This is a genomic window from Bradyrhizobium sp. USDA 326, assembly GCF_049739485.1.
GTDB lineage: Bacteria > Pseudomonadota > Alphaproteobacteria > Rhizobiales > Xanthobacteraceae > Bradyrhizobium.
Genome location: NZ_JBMGQA010000001.1, coordinates 6,935,403 through 6,954,837, shown reverse-complemented (window position 1 = coordinate 6,954,837; position 19,435 = coordinate 6,935,403). Strand labels below are relative to the sequence as shown.

17 protein-coding genes are annotated in these 19,435 nt (G+C 66.2%); 16 read left to right on the top strand and 1 reads right to left on the bottom strand.

The annotated features are described in order from the left end of the window. Positions 1-14 precede the first annotated feature (14 nt). From ABIG06_RS32775 to fabZ, 13 genes are all read left to right on the top strand, one after another. On the top strand, positions 15-758 hold the full coding sequence (locus tag ABIG06_RS32775) for a carbonic anhydrase (protein WP_124158100.1): 744 nt from the start codon (positions 15-17) through the stop codon (positions 756-758). Positions 759-1,222: 464 nt separating this feature from the next. Next, complete coding sequence (locus tag ABIG06_RS32770) at positions 1,223-3,859, top strand: caspase family protein (protein ID WP_370140045.1); 2,637 nt, start codon at positions 1,223-1,225, stop codon at positions 3,857-3,859. A 212-nt stretch (positions 3,860-4,071) separates the two neighbouring features. Continuing rightward, entirely contained in the window at positions 4,072-5,067 is a 996-nt protein-coding gene (locus tag ABIG06_RS32765) for a 30S ribosomal protein S2 (RefSeq protein ID WP_124158102.1), read from the top strand. A 133-nt stretch (positions 5,068-5,200) separates the two neighbouring features. Next, positions 5,201-6,124 (top strand): translation elongation factor Ts, encoded by a 924-nt coding sequence (gene tsf, locus ABIG06_RS32760; protein WP_124158103.1) that lies wholly within the window; start codon positions 5,201-5,203, stop codon positions 6,122-6,124. A gap of 60 nt (positions 6,125-6,184) precedes the next feature. Further along, on the top strand, positions 6,185-6,901 hold the full coding sequence (gene pyrH, locus ABIG06_RS32755) for a UMP kinase (RefSeq protein WP_061879549.1): 717 nt from the start codon (positions 6,185-6,187) through the stop codon (positions 6,899-6,901). Positions 6,902-6,968: 67 nt separating this feature from the next. Beyond that, the gene (gene frr / locus ABIG06_RS32750; protein WP_027575609.1) at positions 6,969-7,532 is read left to right on the top strand and encodes a ribosome recycling factor; all 564 of its coding nucleotides are present in this window, start codon (positions 6,969-6,971) and stop codon (positions 7,530-7,532) included. 100 nt (positions 7,533-7,632) lie between these two features. Then, the gene (locus ABIG06_RS32745) at positions 7,633-8,391 is read left to right on the top strand and encodes an isoprenyl transferase (protein WP_124158105.1); all 759 of its coding nucleotides are present in this window, start codon (positions 7,633-7,635) and stop codon (positions 8,389-8,391) included. Then, the gene (locus tag ABIG06_RS32740) at positions 8,388-9,230 is read left to right on the top strand and encodes a phosphatidate cytidylyltransferase (RefSeq protein WP_370140044.1); all 843 of its coding nucleotides are present in this window, start codon (positions 8,388-8,390) and stop codon (positions 9,228-9,230) included. The genes ABIG06_RS32745 and ABIG06_RS32740 overlap by 4 nt, the downstream gene beginning before the upstream one ends. Positions 9,231-9,234: 4 nt before the next feature. Then, the gene (gene dxr / locus ABIG06_RS32735; RefSeq protein ID WP_124158107.1) at positions 9,235-10,458 is read left to right on the top strand and encodes a 1-deoxy-D-xylulose-5-phosphate reductoisomerase; all 1,224 of its coding nucleotides are present in this window, start codon (positions 9,235-9,237) and stop codon (positions 10,456-10,458) included. A gap of 44 nt (positions 10,459-10,502) precedes the next feature. Continuing rightward, positions 10,503-11,654: an RIP metalloprotease RseP gene (rseP, locus tag ABIG06_RS32730; RefSeq protein WP_124158108.1), complete on the top strand. Its 1,152-nt coding sequence runs from the start codon at positions 10,503-10,505 to the stop codon at positions 11,652-11,654. 175 nt (positions 11,655-11,829) lie between these two features. Further along, a complete protein-coding gene (gene bamA, locus ABIG06_RS32725) occupies positions 11,830-14,370 on the top strand; it encodes an outer membrane protein assembly factor BamA (RefSeq protein WP_124158109.1) in 2,541 nt (846 codons plus the stop codon). A 124-nt stretch (positions 14,371-14,494) separates the two neighbouring features. Next, positions 14,495-15,562 carry a UDP-3-O-(3-hydroxymyristoyl)glucosamine N-acyltransferase gene (gene lpxD, locus ABIG06_RS32720; protein ID WP_124158110.1) on the top strand — a complete coding sequence of 356 codons (1,068 nt, stop codon included), beginning with the start codon at positions 14,495-14,497 and terminating at the stop codon, positions 15,560-15,562. Further along, positions 15,559-16,020 carry a 3-hydroxyacyl-ACP dehydratase FabZ gene (gene fabZ, locus ABIG06_RS32715; protein WP_370140043.1) on the top strand — a complete coding sequence of 154 codons (462 nt, stop codon included), beginning with the start codon at positions 15,559-15,561 and terminating at the stop codon, positions 16,018-16,020. The genes lpxD and fabZ overlap by 4 nt, the downstream gene beginning before the upstream one ends. Positions 16,021-16,045: 25 nt before the next feature. Here fabZ and ABIG06_RS32710 read toward each other — a convergent pair whose 3' ends face one another. After that, complete coding sequence (locus tag ABIG06_RS32710) at positions 16,046-16,369, bottom strand: KTSC domain-containing protein (protein ID WP_370140042.1); 324 nt, start codon at positions 16,367-16,369, stop codon at positions 16,046-16,048. Between the two features lie 176 nt (positions 16,370-16,545). Between ABIG06_RS32710 and lpxA the strand changes: the two genes are divergently transcribed. From lpxA to lpxB, 3 genes are read left to right on the top strand one after another with little or no spacing between them, the layout of a single operon-like run. Beyond that, positions 16,546-17,337, top strand: coding sequence for an acyl-ACP--UDP-N-acetylglucosamine O-acyltransferase (lpxA, locus tag ABIG06_RS32705; protein ID WP_370140041.1), 792 nt, complete (start codon positions 16,546-16,548; stop codon positions 17,335-17,337). Positions 17,338-17,356: 19 nt separating this feature from the next. Beyond that, positions 17,357-18,214, top strand: coding sequence for an LpxI family protein (locus tag ABIG06_RS32700; protein ID WP_370140040.1), 858 nt, complete (start codon positions 17,357-17,359; stop codon positions 18,212-18,214). After that, positions 18,211-19,389: a lipid-A-disaccharide synthase gene (lpxB, locus tag ABIG06_RS32695; protein ID WP_370140039.1), complete on the top strand. Its 1,179-nt coding sequence runs from the start codon at positions 18,211-18,213 to the stop codon at positions 19,387-19,389. Before ABIG06_RS32700 ends, lpxB begins: the two co-directional genes overlap by 4 nt. The last annotated feature ends 46 nt before the right edge of the window (positions 19,390-19,435 follow it).

Here is a 19,435-nt window from a genome sequence, read left to right as displayed (position 1 = left end):
GGAAAACAACAATCATGTGCGACCAATGCTCTGACAACCTGCATCACCCCGTTACTCCCTCCCGGCGCGCGATGATGCTGCTGGCCGGTTCGGCATTTGCGTCCGCGGCCTTTGGCGGGTCCGCGCTGGCCAAGGAGGCGAAGGCGCCGCCGAAGCCGCAGAACGTGTTGTCGCCCGATGCGGCGCTGAAGCGGCTGATGGAAGGCAATGCGCGCTATGTGTCGGGCGTGTCGCGCCGCCACGACTTCAAGCACGAGCGCGAGGCACTGGTCGGCGGTCAAAATCCCTACGCGGCCGTATTAAGCTGTGCCGATTCGCGCATCGCGCCCGAATATGCCTTCGACAGTGGACGCGGAGACCTGTTCGTGTGCCGCGTCGCCGGAAACTTTGCGGGCGAGGAAACCGTCGCCAGCATGGAATACACCGTCGCGGTGCTCGGCACGCCCTTGATCCTAGTGCTCGGCCATGACAATTGCGGCGCCGTCGATGCGACCATCAAGTCACTGAAGGACGACAAGCCGTTGCCGGGGCACATCCCCTCGCTCGTCGCCGCGATCGCGCCGGCGGTGAAGACGGCGGCCCAGCAGAGCGGGAACGCGCTCGACAACGCCATTCGCCAGAATGTCCTCGACAACGTCGCCAAGCTGAAATCGGCCGCCCCGATCCTCAACGCAGCGGCCGAGCAGGGCAAGCTCAAGGTTGTCGGCGGTATCTATCGGCTGAGCACGGGAAGCGTCGAGCTGCTTGCCCAGGGCTGAGCCCACCCGAAGCATCGCGGCCTGGCGGTCCCGCCTCTTTTTCCTTCAGAGGCCGGCGGATTTCGGCACAGGGCAACGATGCTGACTCTGATGCAATCAGAGGCTTGCTTCGCGCTGGCCTCACGCTCGGACAGGCAGGCGCTTGGATGATGCGTGGGTTACACTGCACGTCGCGGCCGCGGCGCTGTGCGGCTGTCAAACGGAGCGGCGTGGGCCGGACCACGCGACCGCAATGCAATAAATCGGATCGCCGAAGGCGGGGCAGGAGCGGTGGTGCGGACGAGCGTCGCACAGCTCCGGCTCGCCGTGTCGTGCGCCTCCCACCTTCGCGTGAGGTGGCCTGCAGAACAGGCGTTCGGCCAGGCCATCCGCTGCCGCAATTCAAATGCTTTTCGTTCAAATTCCGTTCAGGCTGCCACGCGCCTAGTGTACGGTAGGGGCTTCAAAACAGCGGCGGACAAGCCATGCGTGGGACTCACCGATTCTTCATTTTCGCGCTGCTGCCGATGCTGTTGCTTGCGGCGGCTCACCCCGCGACCGCGCAGCAGCCGGAAAAGCGCCTCGCGCTCGTGGTCGGCAACGGCGCCTACGCCAAATCCCCGCTGGCGACGACGGCCAACGATGCCGGCCTGATCGCGCAGACGCTCCAGGCGGCCGGCTTCGACGTGGTCGGCGCGCGCGATCTCGACGGCGACACGCTGCGCAAGAGCTTGCGCGATTTCATCCAGAAGGCCCAGGCGTCGGGACCGGGCACCGTCGCGATGATCTATCTCGCCGGCTACGGCGTGCAGCTTGCCGGCGAGAACTATTTCATCCCGGTCGATTCCAACATCACCCGCGACACCGACATACCGACCGAGGCCCTGCGCATCAGCGACTACGCGCGCCAGCTCGCGTCCATTCCGCTCAAGGCCAGCATCGTCGTGCTCGACGCGGCGCGCGCGCAACCCTTCATCGAGGGCGGCCAGCCGATCGCGAGCGGTCTGGCGCTGGTCGAGCCCGAGGCGAACATGCTGATCGCCTTCAACGCCGCGCCCGGCACGGTGGCGCCGGAGGAGCCGGGGCCGTACGGCATCTACGCACAGTCGCTCGCCGAGATGATCCGCACCGGCGGTCTGCCGCTGCCCGAGGTGTTCGACCGCGTGCGCTTGCGCGTCAACGAGGCCTCCAAGGGCGCACAGGTGCCCTGGAACGAGCAGAAGATATCGGCGCAATTCTCGTTCTTCGAGCGTGGGCCCGACGCGCCGCCGCCGGAGGCTGCGCCCGACCAGGTCGCCGCGATCCGCAACAAGCCGATCCGCGATCTCGGCGTGCAGGATGCCTATGCCGCCGCGCTCGAGCGCGACACGCTGGCGGCCTATGAGGAATTTCTCGCGGCCTATCCGAACGACCCGCTCGCAAAGCGTGTGATGGCCATCGTGGCGGCGCGCCGCGAAGCGATCACCTGGCGGCGGACCTATCGCGCCGACACGCCGGACGCCTATTGGTCGTATCTGCGCCGCTACCCGCGCGGGCCGCATGCGGGGGATGCCCGGCGCAGGCTCGCGATCCTGACTGCGCCGCTCGAGCCGCCGCCGACTTTCGCGATGCTGGACTACGACGTGCCGCCACCGCCGCCGGAGGAGGTGATCTATGTCGACCGTCCGGTGCTGTATTTCAGCGATCCCGATTTCGGCTTCGTGCCGCCACCGCCGCCGCCGGTCTATTATCTGCCGCCGCCGCCGCCGGATTTCGTCGTGCTGCCGCCGCCGCTCCCGGTGGTCGGCCTGTTCGTGCTGCCGCAGCCGGTGTTCGTGCCGATCCCGGTGTTCGTCAGGCCGCCGGTCTATGTCGCGCCGCCGCCGAACAACATCATCTACCAGAACATCCACAACACGACCGTCATCAACACGGTGATCAACCGCCCGCCGGCGCCGCCGCCGGCCGCGGGGCCAGCGCCCGGTCCGGGCAATCTGGCGCCGGCGGTGGCCGGCCGCGCCACGCCGGCAGGTCCCGCCGTGCCGCAGGCAGTCGTGCAGCGCGCCGCGCTGATCCAGCAAGGCAAGGCGCCGATGCCGCCGAGCGCGACCGTCCAGCCGACGGCGCGGCCGGGTGTCGCGACACCGGCTCCGGCCAATGTCGCGCCTGGCACGACAGCGCCGCCGCCCGCAGGCGCCAAGCCGCCGCAGGCCAGTATCGCGCCGGCGCCGGGAGCTCCCGGCAGCCCGCCGGCCGGAGCGCTGCCCGCGACGAGGACGCCCGGCGGCACGCCCAGTCCGGCCGCGAACGCTCCCGCCGGCAGCGCTGCAGCAACCTCGCAAGCGCTGGCCCCGACCAAGCCGTCGCCGGCCAATACGCTGCCGGTGCCCGGCACCCCCGGCGGGCCGCCGCCGGCCGGGGCAAGGGCTGCGCCCGGAACTGTCCCGTCCCCTGGCAAGCCCGCCGCGACCGCGACGGCACCGAGCGGCAACGTCCCGCCGGCGCAGCCAAAGGCGGCAACAACACCCAATCAGCCGCCAGCTTCCGGAAACGCGGCGACCCCGTCGGCGGCCCTGCCCAGGCCGCCGGGGACGACGACCCCGCCTGTGCCCGACCTGCGCGGCAGGCCGGCCGGGCCCCAGCCGGGCGCTTTGCCGCCGCCGAGCGCGGCCGCCGGCAAGCCCGCCGCCCCGACGGCGGTCAAACCCGCGACACCTCCGCCGCCGCCCGTAGCGGCGCGGACCCCGTCCGGAGTTCAGGATCATCGGCCCGCGCCACCGCCGCCGCAGGCCGCCAGGCCCGCCGCTGCGCCGCCGCATCCCCAGGCTCTGGCAAGGCCGACGCCGCCGCCTCCGCCGCGCGTTGCGCCACCTCCGCCGCCACGAGTGGCGCCTCCGCCCGTGGCCGTGGCGCGGCCGGCGCCACCGCCACCTGTTGCCCGGCCGGCGCCGCCTCCGCCAGCGATGGCGCGGCCGGCACCACCTCCGCCGCCGGTTGCACGGCCAGCGCCGCCGCCACCACCTCCGGTCGCCCGACCGGCGCCGCCGCCGATGGCCGCCGCGCCGCATCCGGCGCCGCATGCGCCCCCGCGGCCGGCTGGCCCGCCACCGAAGAGCTGCCCGCCGGGCCAGCCAAAGTGTTAGGAGGCTCAAGGGGCAGGGGACGCTAGGATGCGACGGCAGCCTAGAGGCGTCCCCAAAGGCCCCTTATTTCCTTGCTTCTGGCCGAAATGGCGCTATATAGCGCGCCATCTCACACGGAAACATGGCTCGCAAGGCCGTCCGGTGGCAACCGGGGCGAGAACGCTCCGTCTTGCTCACACGTTTCCGGAGGAACCAACCGGAGAATTAGAACGATGGCGCTACCCGATTTCACCATGCGTCAGCTGCTCGAAGCTGGCGTGCACTTTGGTCACCAGTCTCACCGCTGGAATCCGAAAATGGCTCCGTTCATTTTCGGCACCCGCAACAACATCCACATCGTCGACCTCGCCCAGACCGTGCCGATGCTGCACCAGGCCCTCCAGGCCGTCAGCGACACGGTTGCCAAGGGCGGCCGCATCCTGTTCGTCGGCACCAAGCGCCAGGCGCAGGACGGTGTTGCGGACGCGGCCAAGCGCTGCGCGCAGTACTTCGTCAATTCGCGCTGGCTCGGCGGCACGCTGACCAACTGGAAGACGATCTCGGCCTCGATCAAGCGCCTGCGTCACCTCGACGACGTGCTCTCGGGCGGCGAAGCCAATTCCTACACGAAGAAGGAGCGCCTGACGCTTCAGCGCGAGCGCGACAAGCTCGACCGTTCGCTCGGCGGCATCAAGGACATGGGCGGTCTGCCCGACCTGATCTTCGTGATCGACACCAACAAGGAAGACATCGCGATCCAGGAGGCCCAGCGCCTCAACATCCCCGTCGCCGCGATCGTCGACACCAATTCGGACCCGAAGGGCATCACCTATGTGGTGCCGGGCAATGACGATGCCGGCCGCGCCATTTCGCTGTACTGCGATCTCATCGCGCGTGCGGCGATCGACGGCATCTCGCGCGCCCAGGGTGATTCGGGCATCGACATCGGCGCTTCGACCCGTCCGCTCGCCGAAGAGCTGCCGGCGGCGTCTTCGAGCGGTTTCCAGGGCCTTGCGGGTCCGCGCGGCACCGCCGACGACCTCAAGAAGCTTCCGGGCGTGTCGGGTGCGATCGAGAAGAAGTTCAACGACCTCGGCATCTTCCACTATTGGCAGCTCGCCGAGCTCGACCACGACACCGCCCACACGATCGGCGAAGAGGTCGGTCTTCCGAGCCGCGCGGATGCCTGGGTCGCCAAGGCCAAGGCGCTGACCGCGGAAGCGGAATAGTCAAAAAGAACGATGGGTTGGCCGGATAGGAATCCGGCCACCATTTCAGTTGACGCGAATTGCTGAGATGGAACGCGGCGGGGCGCTACGATGCCACGCTGCGGCAAACCGGCAGGCACAAGGGATTTCAACGATGGCAACGATCACAGCTGCGATGGTCAAGGATCTGCGCGAGTCGACTGGCGCGGGCATGATGGACTGCAAGGCCGCGCTGACCGAGAACGACGGCAACATGGAAGCGGCGCAGGACTGGTTGCGCAAGAAGGGTCTGTCCAAAGCCGCCAAGAAGTCGGGCCGGGTCGCGGCCGAGGGCCTGATCGGCGCGCTCACCAAAGGCACCAAGGGTGTCGTGGTCGAGGTCAATTCCGAGACCGACTTCGTCGCGCGCAACGGCCAGTTCCAGGGTCTGGTCAAGATGATCGCCCAGGTCGCATTCGACGTCGGCGCCGACGTCGAGAAGATCAAGGCCGCCAAGGTCGGCGACGTCACGATCGAAACCGCAATCAACGATGCGATCGCCACCATCGGCGAGAACATGACGCTGCGCCGTGCCGCCCAGCTCGAAGTCAGCCAGGGCGTGGTGTCGCACTACGTCCACGGCGCCGTCATCGAAGGCGCCGGCAAGATGGGCGTGATCGTGGCGCTGGAATCGCCGGGCAAGGCCGACGAGCTCGCCGCGCTTGGCCGTCAGATCGCGATGCATGTCGCGGCCGCCAACCCGCTGGCGCTCGATCCGTCCGGGCTCGATCCGGCCGTGGTCAAGCGCGAGAAGGACGTGCTCGCCGACAAGTACCGTCAGCAGGGCAAGCCTGAGAATGTGATCGAGAAGATCGTCGAGTCCGGCCTCAAGACCTACTACAAGGAAGTCTGCCTGCTCGAGCAGGCCTTCATCCACGACACCGGCAAGTCGGTGGCGCAGGCGGTGAAGGAGGCCGAGGGCAAGGTCGGCGGCGCTGTGAAGATCGCGGGCTTTGTGCGCTATGCTCTCGGCGAGGGAATCGAGAAGCAGGAAAGCGACTTCGCGGCCGAGGTCGCCGCCGCCAGCGGCAAGAAGTAAGCGCCGGAACGTTCCTTCCGGCGTGCCGCCGGAAGCGGCGCCCGGACAAGGAAAGTGCTCATGACTGATCCGGTCTATCGTCGCGTCGTGATCAAGCTGTCCGGCGAATATCTCGCGGGACAGCAAGGCTTTGGCATCGATCAGCCGACCGTCGACCGGGTTGTGGACGACCTGATCGCGGCCCGCCATCTCGGCACCGAGGTCGCGGTCGTGATCGGCGGCGGCAACATGGTCCGCGGCGTCGAGGTCTCCTCCCGCGGGGTGTCGCGCACGACCGGCGACACCATGGGCATGCTCGCCACCATGATGAACTGCCTCGCGCTGGAAGCGGCGATCGAGCGCAAGGGCACGCCGGCGCGGACGCTGTCGGCCTTCGTCATGCCGGAGATTTCCGAGCTGTTTACCCGCACTGCGGCACACAAATACCTGGCCGAGGGCCGGATCGTGCTGCTTGGCGGCGGGACGGGCAATCCGTTCTTCACCACCGACACGACCGCGGTGCTGCGAGCCGCCGAGATCGGGGCGCAGGCGGTCCTGAAGGCGACCAATGTCGACGGCGTCTACTCGGCCGACCCGAAGACGGATCCGACCGCCACCCGGTTCGACCGCCTGACGCATTCGCAGGCGATCGAGGGCGGCTACAAGGTGATGGATGCGACCGCCTTCGCGCTTGCCCGCGAGACATCGCTGCCTATCATCGTATTCTCGATCGCGGAGCCGGGGTCGATCGGCGCGATTCTGCGTGGCGTCGGCCACGGAACCATCGTCGCCGGCTGACGGCTCGTCTTGCGCGCCCCGAGGGAAGGGCGCGGAGCGGTCGCCGGGATTTTGAAGGAGAAACGTGATGGCCACGGGTAATTTCGACCTCAACGAAGTGAAGCGCCGCATGCAGGGCGCCGTCCAGTCCCTCAAGCACGAACTCGGCGGCCTGCGCACCGGCCGCGCCTCCGCCTCGATGCTCGATCCGGTTCAGGTCGAGGCCTATGGCAGCCACATGCCGCTGAACCAGCTCGCCACCGTCAGCGTCCCGGAGCCGCGGCTGATCTCGGTGCAGGTCTGGGACAAGTCGATGGTCAAGGCGGTGGAGAAGGCGATCGTCGATTCCAATCTCGGTCTGTCGCCCGCGACCGAGGGCCAGGTGCTGCGCCTGCGCATCCCCGAGCTCAACGAGGAGCGGCGCAAGGAGCTGGTGAAGGTCGCGCACAAATACGCCGAAGCCGCCAAGGTCGCCGCGCGCCATGTCCGTCGCGACGGCCTCGACGTGCTCAAGAAGCTCGAGAAGAATCACGAGATGTCGGAGGACGATCAGAAGCGTCATGCCGACGAGGTGCAGAAGGCGACCGACGGTACCATCGCCGAGATCGACCAGTTGCTGGCCGCCAAGGAAAAAGAAATCCTCACCGTCTAAAGCACGATGAATGGTCATAGCGCTTTAGGTTATTGTTTGCGCATGATCTTTTCGGAAAACCGCTTCGCACTTTTCCGGATCATGCTTTGAGGCCGCCATAATGTCCAACGCCGCCGCGCCAGCAACGGAAGGACCCGACCGGTCCGAGGCGCCAGCGCATGTCGCCATCATCATGGATGGCAACGGGCGTTGGGCGGCCGCGCGCGGCTTGCCGCGTGCGGAAGGGCATCGCCGCGGCGTGGACGCGCTGCGCCGCGTGGTACGCGCCTCGCACGAGCTGGGCATTCGCTATCTCACCATCTTCTCGTTCTCTTCGGAGAACTGGTCGCGCCCGGCGAGCGAGATCGGCGATCTGTTCGGCCTGCTGCGGCGCTTCATCCGCAACGATCTGGCGAGCCTGCATCGTGACGGCGTCAAGGTTCGCATCATCGGCGAGCGCGAGGGGCTCGATAGCGATATCTGCACGCTTCTCAACGAGGCCGAGGAGCTCACACGCGACAACACGCGCCTGACGCTCGTCGTCGCGTTCAACTACGGGTCGCGGCAGGAGATCGCGAAGGCGGCGCAGAAGCTGGCCCGCGAGGTCGCGGAGGGCAAGCGGGATCCCGCCACGATCGACGCCGAGACGCTCGGGGCGCATCTCGATGCGCCCGACATTCCAGATCCCGATCTCATCATCCGCACCAGCGGCGAGCAGCGCCTGTCCAACTTCCTGATGTGGCAGGCCGCCTATAGCGAGCTGGTGTTCGTGCCGATCCACTGGCCCGACTTCGACAAGGCGGCGCTGGAAAGCGCGATTGCCGAATTTGCCAGGCGCGAGCGCCGTTTCGGCGGCCTGGTCGCGAAAACCGCCTCGTGAGCGAGCCCAACGCCGCACCGGCGGGCTCTCAGCCTGCCCAGAGCAACCTCGTGCTGCGAGTCCTCGCAGCGCTGGTGCTGGCGCCGCTCGCCATTGCGCTCGCCTACGCCGGCGGCTGGCTCTGGGCACTTCTCGTCACCCTGGTCTCGATCGGACTGTTCGCCGAATGGCTGATGGTCGTGGGCGCGAGCTCTGTCGCGCTGACAGGGGCGGGGACGATCGTCATCGCCATCATGGGGTTCTGCGTGACCTTCGGCGCCCTGAAGACCGCAGTCATCAGCGGCTTCATCGGTGGCGCGATCGTGACGCTGATTGCGCGGAAGAAGTTCATCTGGGCGGCGACCGGGTTTGCCTATGCATCGGCGGCGCTGCTGGCCTCGATCCTGGTGCGGCAGGATCTCGTCAACGGTTTCGCTGCGCTGATATTCGTGCTGCTCGTGGTGTGGGCGACCGACATCGGGGGCTATTTTGCCGGCCGCAGCATCGGCGGGCCGAAGCTGTGGCCGCGCGTGAGCCCGAAAAAGACCTGGTCCGGAGCGCTCGGCGGCTTTGCGGCGAGTCTTGCGGTTGCGGCCGGCTTTGCCGCCGGTGGGATCGGAAAGGCGGTTCCACTGCTGCTCGTCAGCGCCGTCCTGTCGGTGGTATCGCAACTCGGCGATCTCTTCGAATCCGCAGTGAAGCGGCGCTTCGGTGTCAAGGATTCCAGTCACTTAATTCCCGGCCATGGTGGGCTTATGGACCGCCTGGACGGTTTCGTCGCCGCCATCCTGGCGGCATGGATTATCGGCTTTCTCCGCCACGGTGTGCATAGCGCCGGAAGCGGTCTTATGGTTTGGTGAGGATATGAGCGCGGTCCCATTGCGTAACAACAGGCTTGCGGCGTCCGACGTCCGCAGCGTCACGGTTCTCGGCGCCACCGGCTCGATCGGCGACAGCACGATGGATCTGCTGCGCGCCTCGCCCGAGCGCTACCGCGTCGAGGCTCTGACGGCAAACGGCAATGTCGCGGCGCTGGCCAAGCTCGCCAGGGAGTTCTCCGCGCGCTATGTCGCGATCGCCGACACCTCCAAGCTCGCCGAGCTCAAGGCCGCTCTTGCGGGCACCGGCACCGAATGCGGCGCCGGCGAAAGCGCGGTGATCGAGGCCGGCGCGCGTCCGGCCGACTGGGTCATGGCGGCCGTAAGCGGCGCGGCCGGTCTGAAGCCGGCGCTGGCGGCGGTCGATCGCGGTGCCCATGTCGCGCTCGCCAACAAGGAGTGTCTGGTCTGCGCCGGCGATTTCTTCATGCAGCGCGCGGCAAAGGCGGGCGCCTGCATCCTGCCGGCCGATTCGGAGCACAATGCGCTGTTCCAGGCGCTGAGCTCAGGCAATCGCGACGAACTCGTCCGCGTCATCATCACGGCCTCGGGAGGTCCGTTCCGGACCTGGAAGCCCGCCGACATCGAGCAGGCCACGCTCGAGCAGGCGCTGAAGCATCCGAACTGGAGCATGGGCCAGAAGATCACGATCGATTCCGCCTCGATGATGAACAAGGGGCTCGAAGTGATCGAGGCGTCCTATCTGTTCGCGCTCGCGCCCGACGAGATCGACGTGCTCGTTCATCCGCAGTCGATCATCCACGGCATGGTCGAGTTCTCCGACTGCTCCGTCGTGGCCCAGCTCGGGGCGCCCGACATGCGGACGCCGATCGCGCATTGCCTCGGCTGGCCCGATCGCATCAAGGGGCCGGCGGCCAAGCTGGACCTCGCCAAGATCGGCCAGCTGACTTTCGAAGCGCCGGACTTCGAGCGCTTCCCCGGGCTTCGGTTGGCTTACGATTCGCTCCGGACGGGGAAAGGGGCGACCACGGTCTACAACGCCGCCAACGAGGTCGCGGTCGCCGCCTTCATCGCGGGCAAGATCCGGTTCGGCGCGATTGCCCGGCTGGTCGAGGCGACCCTCGACGACTGGATCAAGGGCGGGAACCAGGCGCCCCTGACATCCGCCGACGATGCAATTTCCGTTGACCATGTTGCGCGAAATAGGGCTGCCGCCCTATTGCCTCAAATTGCCTTAAAGGCATCCTAGTTGGTTCGGTGCCAGGGCCTTGCGGCGCTGGATGAGGGAAATCGATGATCGACTTTTTCGTCCATAGTTTCAATACGTTGAGCCATGGGCTCCTCGGCTACGCGGTTCCCTTCCTGTTCGTCCTGACCATCGTCGTGTTCTTCCACGAGCTTGGCCATTTCCTGGTCGCGCGCTGGGCGGGTGTTCGCGTGCTGACCTTCTCACTCGGTTTCGGACCTGAGCTGGTTGGCTTCAATGACCGCCATGGCACCCGCTGGAAGATCTCGGCGATCCCCCTCGGTGGCTACGTCAAATTCTTCGGCGACGAGAGCGAGGCCTCGACACCGTCGGCCCAGACGCTCGCGGCGATGACGGCCGAGGAGCGCGCCGGCAGTTTCCACCACAAGAAGGTCGGCCCGCGCGCGGCCATCGTCGCGGCCGGACCGATCGCCAATTTCATCCTGGGCGCGCTGATCTTCGCCGGCATGGCCCTCTACTACGGCAAGCCGAGCACAATCGCGCGTGTCGACGGTGTGGTTGCCGATGGTGCGGCGGCCGCGGCCGGCTTCAAGGTTGGGGACGTCGTCATCCAGATCGACGGCAAGCCGATCGAGAGCTTTGCCGACATGCAGCGAATCGTTGCGATGAACGCGGGTTCGACGCTTGTGTTCCAGGTGAAGCGCGACGGTGCCGTCGTCTCGCTGAACGCGACGCCGGCGCTGCTCGAGCGCAAGGATCCGTTCGGGAACAGCCATCGTCTCGGGGTGCTCGGTATCGAGCACAAGTCGCAGGCCGGTGAGGCCTCGACCGCGCCGGTCGGCGTCGGGGAAGCGCTCAAGATCGGGGTGGAGCAGGTCTGGTTCATCATCACCAGCACATTCAAGTTCCTGGGCTCGCTGTTCGTCGGACAGGGCAATCCGAACGAGGTCAGCGGCGTCCTCGGCATCGCCAAGATGTCGGGGCAGGCGGCCAGCGCCGGGTTCCAGTTCGTCATCAATCTCTGCGCGGTGCTGTCGGTCTCGATCGGCCTGCTGAACCTGTTCCCGATCCCGCTGCTCGATGGTGGCCACCTGATGTTCTATGCGGCCGAGGTGGTCCGTGGCCGGCCCTTGTCCGAGCGAACCCAGGAAATGGGGTTCCGAATCGGGTTGGGCTTGGTGCTGATGTTGATGGTGTTTGCGACCTACAACGACATCCTGCGGATGGCCGCCTCCTGATGGAGGCATTTTTGTGGCGTTGCTGTTCAGCAACGTCCCGAATGAAATTGAAATCACGGCGCTTTCGGCCGTTTGCGCCGTCGGTGAAATTGGCTACAAGCGGCCTGAACTTGGGGAATCTCCAGACCGGCGTTGGGGTTGGGTCTGGCAGGGAATGATAAGGGCGCGTTGCGCGATGAAGTTTGGACTGCGACTCCGGGGGGGCTTGCTCGCAACCCTGATCATGTTCGGCGCGCCGGTGATTGCCCCGGTTGGGGCTGTTTTCGTGTCTTCGTCTGCATTCGCTCAGACCGTCCAGTCGATTTCCGTCGAGGGAAATCGCCGGGTCGAGGTCGAGACGATCCGCTCCTATTTCAAGCCGGGTCCGGGCGGCCGCCTGGATCAGGCCGCCATCGACGACGGCCTCAAGGCGCTGATCGAGACCGGCCTGTTTCAGGACGTCAGGATCAACCGCGGCGCCGGCGGCCAGATCATCGTCTCCGTGGTGGAAAATCCGGTGATCGGGCGCCTCGCCTTCGAGGGCAACAAGAAGATCAAGGACGAGCAGCTCTCCGCCGAAGTCCAGTCCAAGGCGCGCGGCACCTTCTCCCGCGCCATGGTGCAGTCCGACACGCTGCGAATCGCCGAAATCTATCGCCGGTCCGGCCGCTACGACGTGCGCGTCACGCCCGAGGTCATCGAGCAGCCGAACAATCGCGTCGACCTGATCTTCACAATCGAGGAGGGCGCCAAGACCGGCGTCAAGTCCATCGAGTTCGTCGGCAACAACGCGTTCTCGTCCTACCGCCTCAGGGACGTCATCAAGACGCGCGAATCGAACCTGCTGAGCTTCCTCGCCAGCGGCGACATCTATGATCCCGACCGCGTCGAAGCTGACCGCGACCTGATCCGCCGCTTCTACCTCAAGAACGGCTTCGCCGACGTCCAGGTCGTGGCCGCGCTCACCGAATACGACCCGGAGAAGAAGGGCTTCAACGTCACCTTCAAGATCGAGGAAGGCGCGCAGTACCGCGTCGGCGCGGTCGACTTCCGCTCGAGCATTCCGAACTTCGATCCGTCCTCGATGCGCGCCTATTCGCGCGTCAATGTCGGCTCGCTCTACAACGTCGAATCGGTCGAGAAGTCGGTCGAGGAGATGCAGATCGAGGCCTCGCGCCGCGGCTATGCCTTCGCCGTGGTCCGGCCCGGCGGCGACCGCAATTTCGAAGCGCACACCGTGTCCGTCGTTTTCAACATCGACGAGGGCCCGCGCACCTATATCGAGCGCATCAACCTGCGCGGCAACACCCGCACGCGTGATTACGTGATCCGCCGCGAGTTCGACATCTCGGAAGGAGATGCCTACAACCGCGCGCTGGTCGATCGTGCCGAGCGGCGTCTGAAGAACCTCGACTATTTCAAGAGCGTCAAGATCACGACCGAGCCGGGCTCGTCGAGCGATCGCGTCATCCTGAACGTCGACATGGAAGAGAAATCGACCGGCGACTTCTCGATCTCGGGCGGTTACTCGACCACCGACGGCGCGCTGGCCGAAGTGTCGGTCTCCGAGCGCAATCTGCTCGGCCGCGGCCTGTTCGCCAAGGCGTCGGTGACCTATGGTCAGTACGCCCGCGGCTACTCGCTGTCGTTCGTCGAGCCGTATCTGCTCGACTACCGCGTCGCGCTCGGCCTCGACCTCTATCAGCGCCAGCAGCTGGCCAACAGCTACATCTCCTACGGCACCAAGACGCTCGGCTTCTCGCCGCGCCTCGGCTTCTCTCTGCGTGAAGATCTGGCGCTCCAGCTGCGCTATTCGATCTACCAGCAGGAAATCACGCTGCCGAGCTACCTGGCGAACTGCAACAACGTGCAGTTCCTGCCCGATGGCAGTGCGAATCCGTTGTTCAATCCGAGCCCGGCATTTGCCAATGCCAACGGCATCAGCCTTGCGTCGACCAACGGCCTAGGCTGTTACAACGACGGCGAAGCCTCGCTGCCGGTGCGCAAGGAGCTCGCCAACGGCAAGACCCTGACCTCGGCGCTCGGCTACACGCTCACCTACAACACGCTGGACAACAACAAGAACCCCACCGACGGTCTGCTGGTCGACTTCCGGCAGGATTTCGCGGGCGTCGGCGGCGACGTCTCCTATCTGAAGTCGGTGGTCGATGCGAAGTATTACACTCCGCTGGTGTCCGACATCGTCGGTCTCGTGCGCCTGCAGGGCGGCATGCTGAACAAGATCGGCAGCGACCTGCGCATGCTCGACCACTTCCAGATGGGCCCGAACCTCGTCCGTGGCTTTGCCCCGAACGGCATCGGCCCGCGCGACCTGAATCCGTTCGGTACGCAGGACGCACTGGGCGGCACCAAGTACTGGGGCGCTTCGCTCGAATTGCAGATGCCGTTCTGGTTCCTGCCCAAGGAAGTCGGCCTGAAGGGTGCGGTCTATGCCGATGCCGGCGGCCTCTACGATTACAAGGGACCGACGAGCTGGACCGCGACCAACGAAGTCAATGCGCCCGGCTGTATCCCGTCGACCATCAATCCGTCGAGTGCGGGTACCTGTACCGGTCTCGTGTTTGACGACAGCAAGGTGGTCCGCACGTCGGTCGGTGTCGGCCTGATCTGGCAGTCGCCGTTCGGCCCGCTGCGCTTCGACTACGCCGTGCCGCTCACCAAGGGCAAGTACGACCGCACGCAGGAGTTCCGGTTCGGCGGCGGCACCACGTTCTAGTTCGATCAGCACGGCACGATCCGGATCACTGGAGCCGGTTTCCGAAGGGATCGCGCCAATCCAAGACATGAGGCATGATGCGGCCCGACCGCTTCATGCCGAAGCCGGACCGCGACGGGGTGGAATGGCGCAGCCGATCTTCTTCACAAAGCCGCCTGCCACAGCGTTGGCCGATATTGCCACGTTGACCAAGGCGCAACTGGTCGACCCCGACAGGGGCGGCCATGTCATCACGGGCCTGGCTTCGCTCGACGAAGCCGGCCCGATGCATCTGGCATTCTTCGACAACCTCAAATACGCCGACCAGCTCAGGGCGACCAAGGCGGGCGCCTGTCTGGTCAGTCCGCGCTTCGAGGCCGAAGTGCCCGCCCATGTGGCCGTGCTGCGGGTGGCGCAGCCGTTCCGCGCCTTCGTCAGGATCGCGCGGGAATGGCATGGGGACGCGCTGCGGCCGCAATCCTGGGTCGGCAATGACGGTATCGCGCCCTCGGCGATCATCGATCCCTCGGCCCGGCTCGAGGACGGCGTGATCGTCGATCCCCTGGCCGTGATCGGCCCGGACGTCGAGATCGGCAGCGGCACCGTGATCGGCGTCGGAGCGGTGATCGGCCCCGGCGTCAAGATCGGTCGGGACTGCAATGTCGGCGCCCGCACGGCGATCCAGTGCGCCCTGATCGGCAACAACGTGCTGATCCATCCTGGCTGCTCGATCGGCCAGGACGGCTACGGCTTCATCTTCTTCGGCCCCGAGGGCCATCTGAAGGTGCCGCAGACCGGACGGGTGCTGATCCAGAACGACGTCGAGGTCGGCGCCAACACCACGATCGACCGCGGGTCCCTGCGGGACACCGTGATCGGCGAGGGGACTAAAATCGACAATCAGGTCCAGATCGGCCACAATGTGACGATCGGTCGGCACTGCCTGCTGGCGGCCCAGATCGGCCTCGCCGGCAGCCTGACCATCGGCGATAACGTGGCGCTCGGAGCAAAGGTTGGCATCAACAATCACCTCAAGATCGGCGACGGGGCTCAGGTCACCGCCATGAGCGCGGTCAAGGACGACATTCCGCCGGGTGGCCGCTGGGGCGGACACTTCGCCAAGCCGACCAAACAATGGTTCAAGGAGATCATCGCGGTGGAGCGCCTGGTACGCGACAGCAAGGCCGAGCCGAAGGACGAGGGACGGGAATGACGGCGGAATCACCTGTTAAGTTCGAGCTGGTGGATATCAACGCCATCCTCCAGACCCTGCCGCACCGTTTTCCGATGCTGCTCATCGATCGCGTGATCAACATCCGGGCCGATTACAGCGGCATCGGCATCAAGAACGTCACCTTCAACGAACCGGCCTTCCAGGGGCATTTCCCCGAGCGCCCGGTCTATCCCGGCGTCATGATGATCGAGGCGATGGCGCAAACCGCGGGCGTGATCGGCATCAAGTCGGTCGAAGGCACCGAGAAGCCGCGGGCGGTCTATTTCCTCACCATCGACAAGTGCAAGTTCCGCAAGCCGGTGCTGCCCGGCGACACCATCGAATATCACATGCGCTCGCTCGGGCGCCGCAAGGCCATGTGGTGGTTTCACGGCGACGCCAAGGTCAGCGGGCAGGTCGTCGCGGAGGCTGACGTCGGCGCCATGCTGACGGACTGAGCGGACAAGCGTTGCCGCAGGGGCCTCACGCGGGACAATCGTAACGGCTGCCAGCCGTCTCGCGCCTGATATTTCGGTTGAAGAACTGGCCCATGGACGGCGCGCCCAGGAGGCGTTCGACCGTGTCAGCCGTCACGCCGCAATAGCGGTCATAGGCTCCGTCAGCTGCGACGACGAGATCCTGCCGCGCGCGATCGTAACAGACCCGCTGAAGCACCGTGCTCCTGGTGATGTCGCGGCACTCGAACGTGCCGAGATTGATGAGCGTGCGTTCACCGGTCTCGACCGTCTCGGACACGATCGGTGTACCGGCGAGCTGCGCAAGCAAAAGGACCAGGGCCCTGACCACGATAGCTGAAGCTCCGTATGAACGTGTTGATGGGCCGGCAGGACCGCTTCATCCGGCACTTGAAATACGCCGAGATGATACGTCACTGGACAGATCGGGCATAGTCGCGCTAACCACCGGAAAACCAAGCGACTTCAACACATAACCAGACCTTCTTGACGAGTAAGATTGGCTTGATGAGCAAGATTGATCCCACCGCGCGGATCGCGGACGGCGCCGTGATCGGCGAGGGCACCGAGATCGGGCCCTATTGCATCATCGGCCCGAATGTCGTGATCGGCGCGAATTGCAGGCTGATCGGGCATGTCACCGTCATCGGCCACACCTCGCTCGGCGATGGTTGCGTGATCTCGCCGTTCGTCGTGCTCGGCGGTGCCCCGCAGGATCTCAGTTACAAGGGGGAGCCGACCCGGCTTGAGATTGGCTCTGGCTGCACCATCCGGGAAGGTGCGACGATGAATGTCGGCACGATCAAGGGTGGTGGGCTGACGCGCGTCGGCAACGGCGGCTATTTCATGAACAACAGCCATGTCGGCCATGACTGCATGGTCGGCGACAACGTGATCTTCGCGACGTCAGCGACGCTCGGCGGTCACTGCGAGATCGGCGATGCCGTTTACATCGGCGGCCTGTCGGCGGTGCATCAGTTCACGCGCATCGGCCCCTATGTCATGGTCGGAGGTGTGTGCGGCGTGCGCGACGACGTGATCCCGTATGGGCTGGTCAACGGCCAATATGCGGTGCTGGAAAGCCTCAACCTGATCGGCATGAAGCGTCGCAAGTTCACCAAGCAGCGGCTCGCGACCGTGCGCGCATTCTACCAGAAGCTCTTCCATGGCCCCGGGACCTTCGCCGAGCGCCTGGAGGCGGCGCGGCCGCTGGCAGGCGAAGATCCCGCGATCGCCGAAATCCTCGATTTCATCGGCAAGGGCAAGCGCCCGCTCTGTCTTCCCGCCATCGCGAAGTGAGTCCGGGATGGCCGCGGGCATGACATCGGCGGCTTCGCAGGTTTCGTCACCGGTCGGCATCGTCGCCGGCGGCGGCGCCATGCCGTTCGCAGTCGCCGAGTCGCTCGCCGCGCACGGCATCACGCCGGTGCTGTTTCCGCTGCGTGGGGCCTGCGATCCCGTGCGGGTGGAGAAATTCCGCCATCGCTGGATCTCGGTCGGCCAGCTCGGCCGCGCGATGCGGCTGTTTCGCGAGGAGGGCTGCCGCGACCTGATCTTCATCGGCACCCTGGTGCGGCCCTCGCTGTCGGAGATCCGTTTCGACGTCAAGACGCTCCGCCTGCTCGGCAATGTCATCCGCGCCTTTCGCGGCGGCGACGATCATCTGTTGTCCGGTGTCGGCCGCATGCTCGAGCAGGACGGCTTTCGCATGATCGGCATCAAGGACGTCGCACCGGATCTGCTGATGCCCGAGGGCTGCATCAGTCGCGCCTGGCCCAGCGACACCAGCAAGGCCGACATCGAGCGCGGGCGCGCGGTGCTGACCGCGCTCGGTCCGTTCGACATCGGCCAGGCCGCGGTGGTGATCGACGGCCATGTCGTGGCGGTCGAGGACATCGAGGGCACCGACGCGCTGCTCGCCCGCGTCGCGCGGCTGCGCGAGGAGGGCCGTATCCGCGCCGCCACGGGTCGCGGCGTGCTGGTGAAGGCGCCGAAGAGCGGCCAGGATCTACGCTTCGACCTGCCGACGATCGGCCCGCGCACGATCGAGGGCGTCGCGGCCGCCGGCCTTGCGGGCATCGCCGTCATCGCCGGCAACACCATCGCCGCGGAGCCGCAAGCGATGATCGCGCTTGCCGACGCAAAATATCTCTTCATCATCGGCCTGCCCGCGTGATGCAGGGGCGCGATCCCATGCGCAAGATCTTCCTGATCGCCACGGAAGAATCCGGCGACCGGCTCGGCAGCGCCTTGATGAAGGTGCTGCGCCAGCGCCTCGGCGACGGTGTACAGTTCCTGGGCGTCGGCGGCCGCACCATGGCGCGCGAGGGGCTCGAATCGCTGTTTTCGATCGAGGAGTTGTCGATCGTCGGCTTTGCCGCGGTGGTGCAGCAACTGCCGAAGATCCTGCGGCTGATCCGCGACACCGCTGACGCGGTGGCCGAGGCCGCGCCCGACGCCCTCGTCATCATCGACAGCCCCGACTTCACCCATCGCGTCGCCCGCCGCGTGCGCGTGCGCAATCCCGCGATCCCGATCGTCGACTACGTCTCGCCGCAGCTCTGGGCATGGCGGCCAGGACGGGCGCGGACCATGCTCGGCTATGTCGACCACGTGCTCGGCCTGCTGCCGTTCGAGCCCGAGGAATACCGCAAGCTCGGCGGGCCGCCCTGCAGCTATGTCGGCCATCCCCTGATCGAGCAATTGGGCTCGCTGCGGCCGAGTGCGGAGGAGCAGACGCGCCGCGACAGTGAGCCGCCGGTGCTGCTGGTGCTGCCCGGCAGCCGCCGCAGCGAGGTCAGGCATCATCTCGACGTGTTCGGCGCAACGCTCGGCCGCTTAAAGGGTGAGGGCTGTGCGTTCGAACTGATGCTGCCGACCATGCCGCATCTCGAAGCCACCATCCGCGAGGGCGTCGCGAACTGGCCGGTCAAGCCGCAGATCGTGATCGGCGAGAACGAGAAGCGTGCCGCCTTCCGTATCGCCCACGCTGCGCTGGCCAAATCCGGCACGGTGACGCTCGAGCTCGCACTCTCGGGCATTCCGATGGTGACGGCGTATCGCGTCGGCGCGATCGAGGCCTTCATCCTGCGCCGCGCGATCCGCGTCTCCTCGGTGATCCTTGCCAATCTCGTGATCGGCAGGGATGTCATTCCCGAGTATTTGCAGGAGGACTGCACGCCGGAGAAGCTGGTATCAGCGCTCGCCGAGCTGCTGACGGATTCGCCGCTCCGCCGGCAGCAGGTCGAGGCATTCGCCCAGCTCGATCAGATCATGTCGACCGGCAACAAGTCGCCGAGCGTGCTCGCCGCCGATATCGTGCTGGCGACGATGCGCGAGGGTCGGCGGTAAACCCGCAAACGAAAACGGCGCCATCGTGAGATGGCGCCGTTTCGAA

Excerpts from the sequence above, each read along its gene's own strand:
- frr (WP_027575609.1), top strand. The coding sequence starts at position 6,969 with ATGGCCACGGGTAATTTCGACCTCAACGAAGTGAAGCGCCGCATGCAG.
- fabZ (WP_370140043.1), top strand. The coding sequence starts at position 15,559 with ATGACGGCGGAATCACCTGTTAAGTTCGAGCTGGTGGATATCAACGCC.
- rseP (WP_124158108.1), top strand. The coding sequence starts at position 10,503 with ATGATCGACTTTTTCGTCCATAGTTTCAATACGTTGAGCCATGGGCTC.
- ABIG06_RS32700 (WP_370140040.1), top strand. The coding sequence starts at position 17,357 with ATGACATCGGCGGCTTCGCAGGTTTCGTCACCGGTCGGCATCGTCGCC.
- bamA (WP_124158109.1), top strand. The coding sequence starts at position 11,830 with ATGAAGTTTGGACTGCGACTCCGGGGGGGCTTGCTCGCAACCCTGATC.
- lpxD (WP_124158110.1), top strand. The coding sequence starts at position 14,495 with ATGGCGCAGCCGATCTTCTTCACAAAGCCGCCTGCCACAGCGTTGGCC.
- ABIG06_RS32775 (WP_124158100.1), top strand. The coding sequence starts at position 15 with ATGTGCGACCAATGCTCTGACAACCTGCATCACCCCGTTACTCCCTCC.
- tsf (WP_124158103.1), top strand. The coding sequence starts at position 5,201 with ATGGCAACGATCACAGCTGCGATGGTCAAGGATCTGCGCGAGTCGACT.
- pyrH (WP_061879549.1), top strand. The coding sequence starts at position 6,185 with ATGACTGATCCGGTCTATCGTCGCGTCGTGATCAAGCTGTCCGGCGAA.
- ABIG06_RS32770 (WP_370140045.1), top strand. The coding sequence starts at position 1,223 with ATGCGTGGGACTCACCGATTCTTCATTTTCGCGCTGCTGCCGATGCTG.
- ABIG06_RS32765 (WP_124158102.1), top strand. The coding sequence starts at position 4,072 with ATGGCGCTACCCGATTTCACCATGCGTCAGCTGCTCGAAGCTGGCGTG.
- dxr (WP_124158107.1), top strand. The coding sequence starts at position 9,235 with ATGAGCGCGGTCCCATTGCGTAACAACAGGCTTGCGGCGTCCGACGTC.
- lpxA (WP_370140041.1), top strand. The coding sequence starts at position 16,546 with ATGAGCAAGATTGATCCCACCGCGCGGATCGCGGACGGCGCCGTGATC.
- ABIG06_RS32745 (WP_124158105.1), top strand. The coding sequence starts at position 7,633 with ATGTCCAACGCCGCCGCGCCAGCAACGGAAGGACCCGACCGGTCCGAG.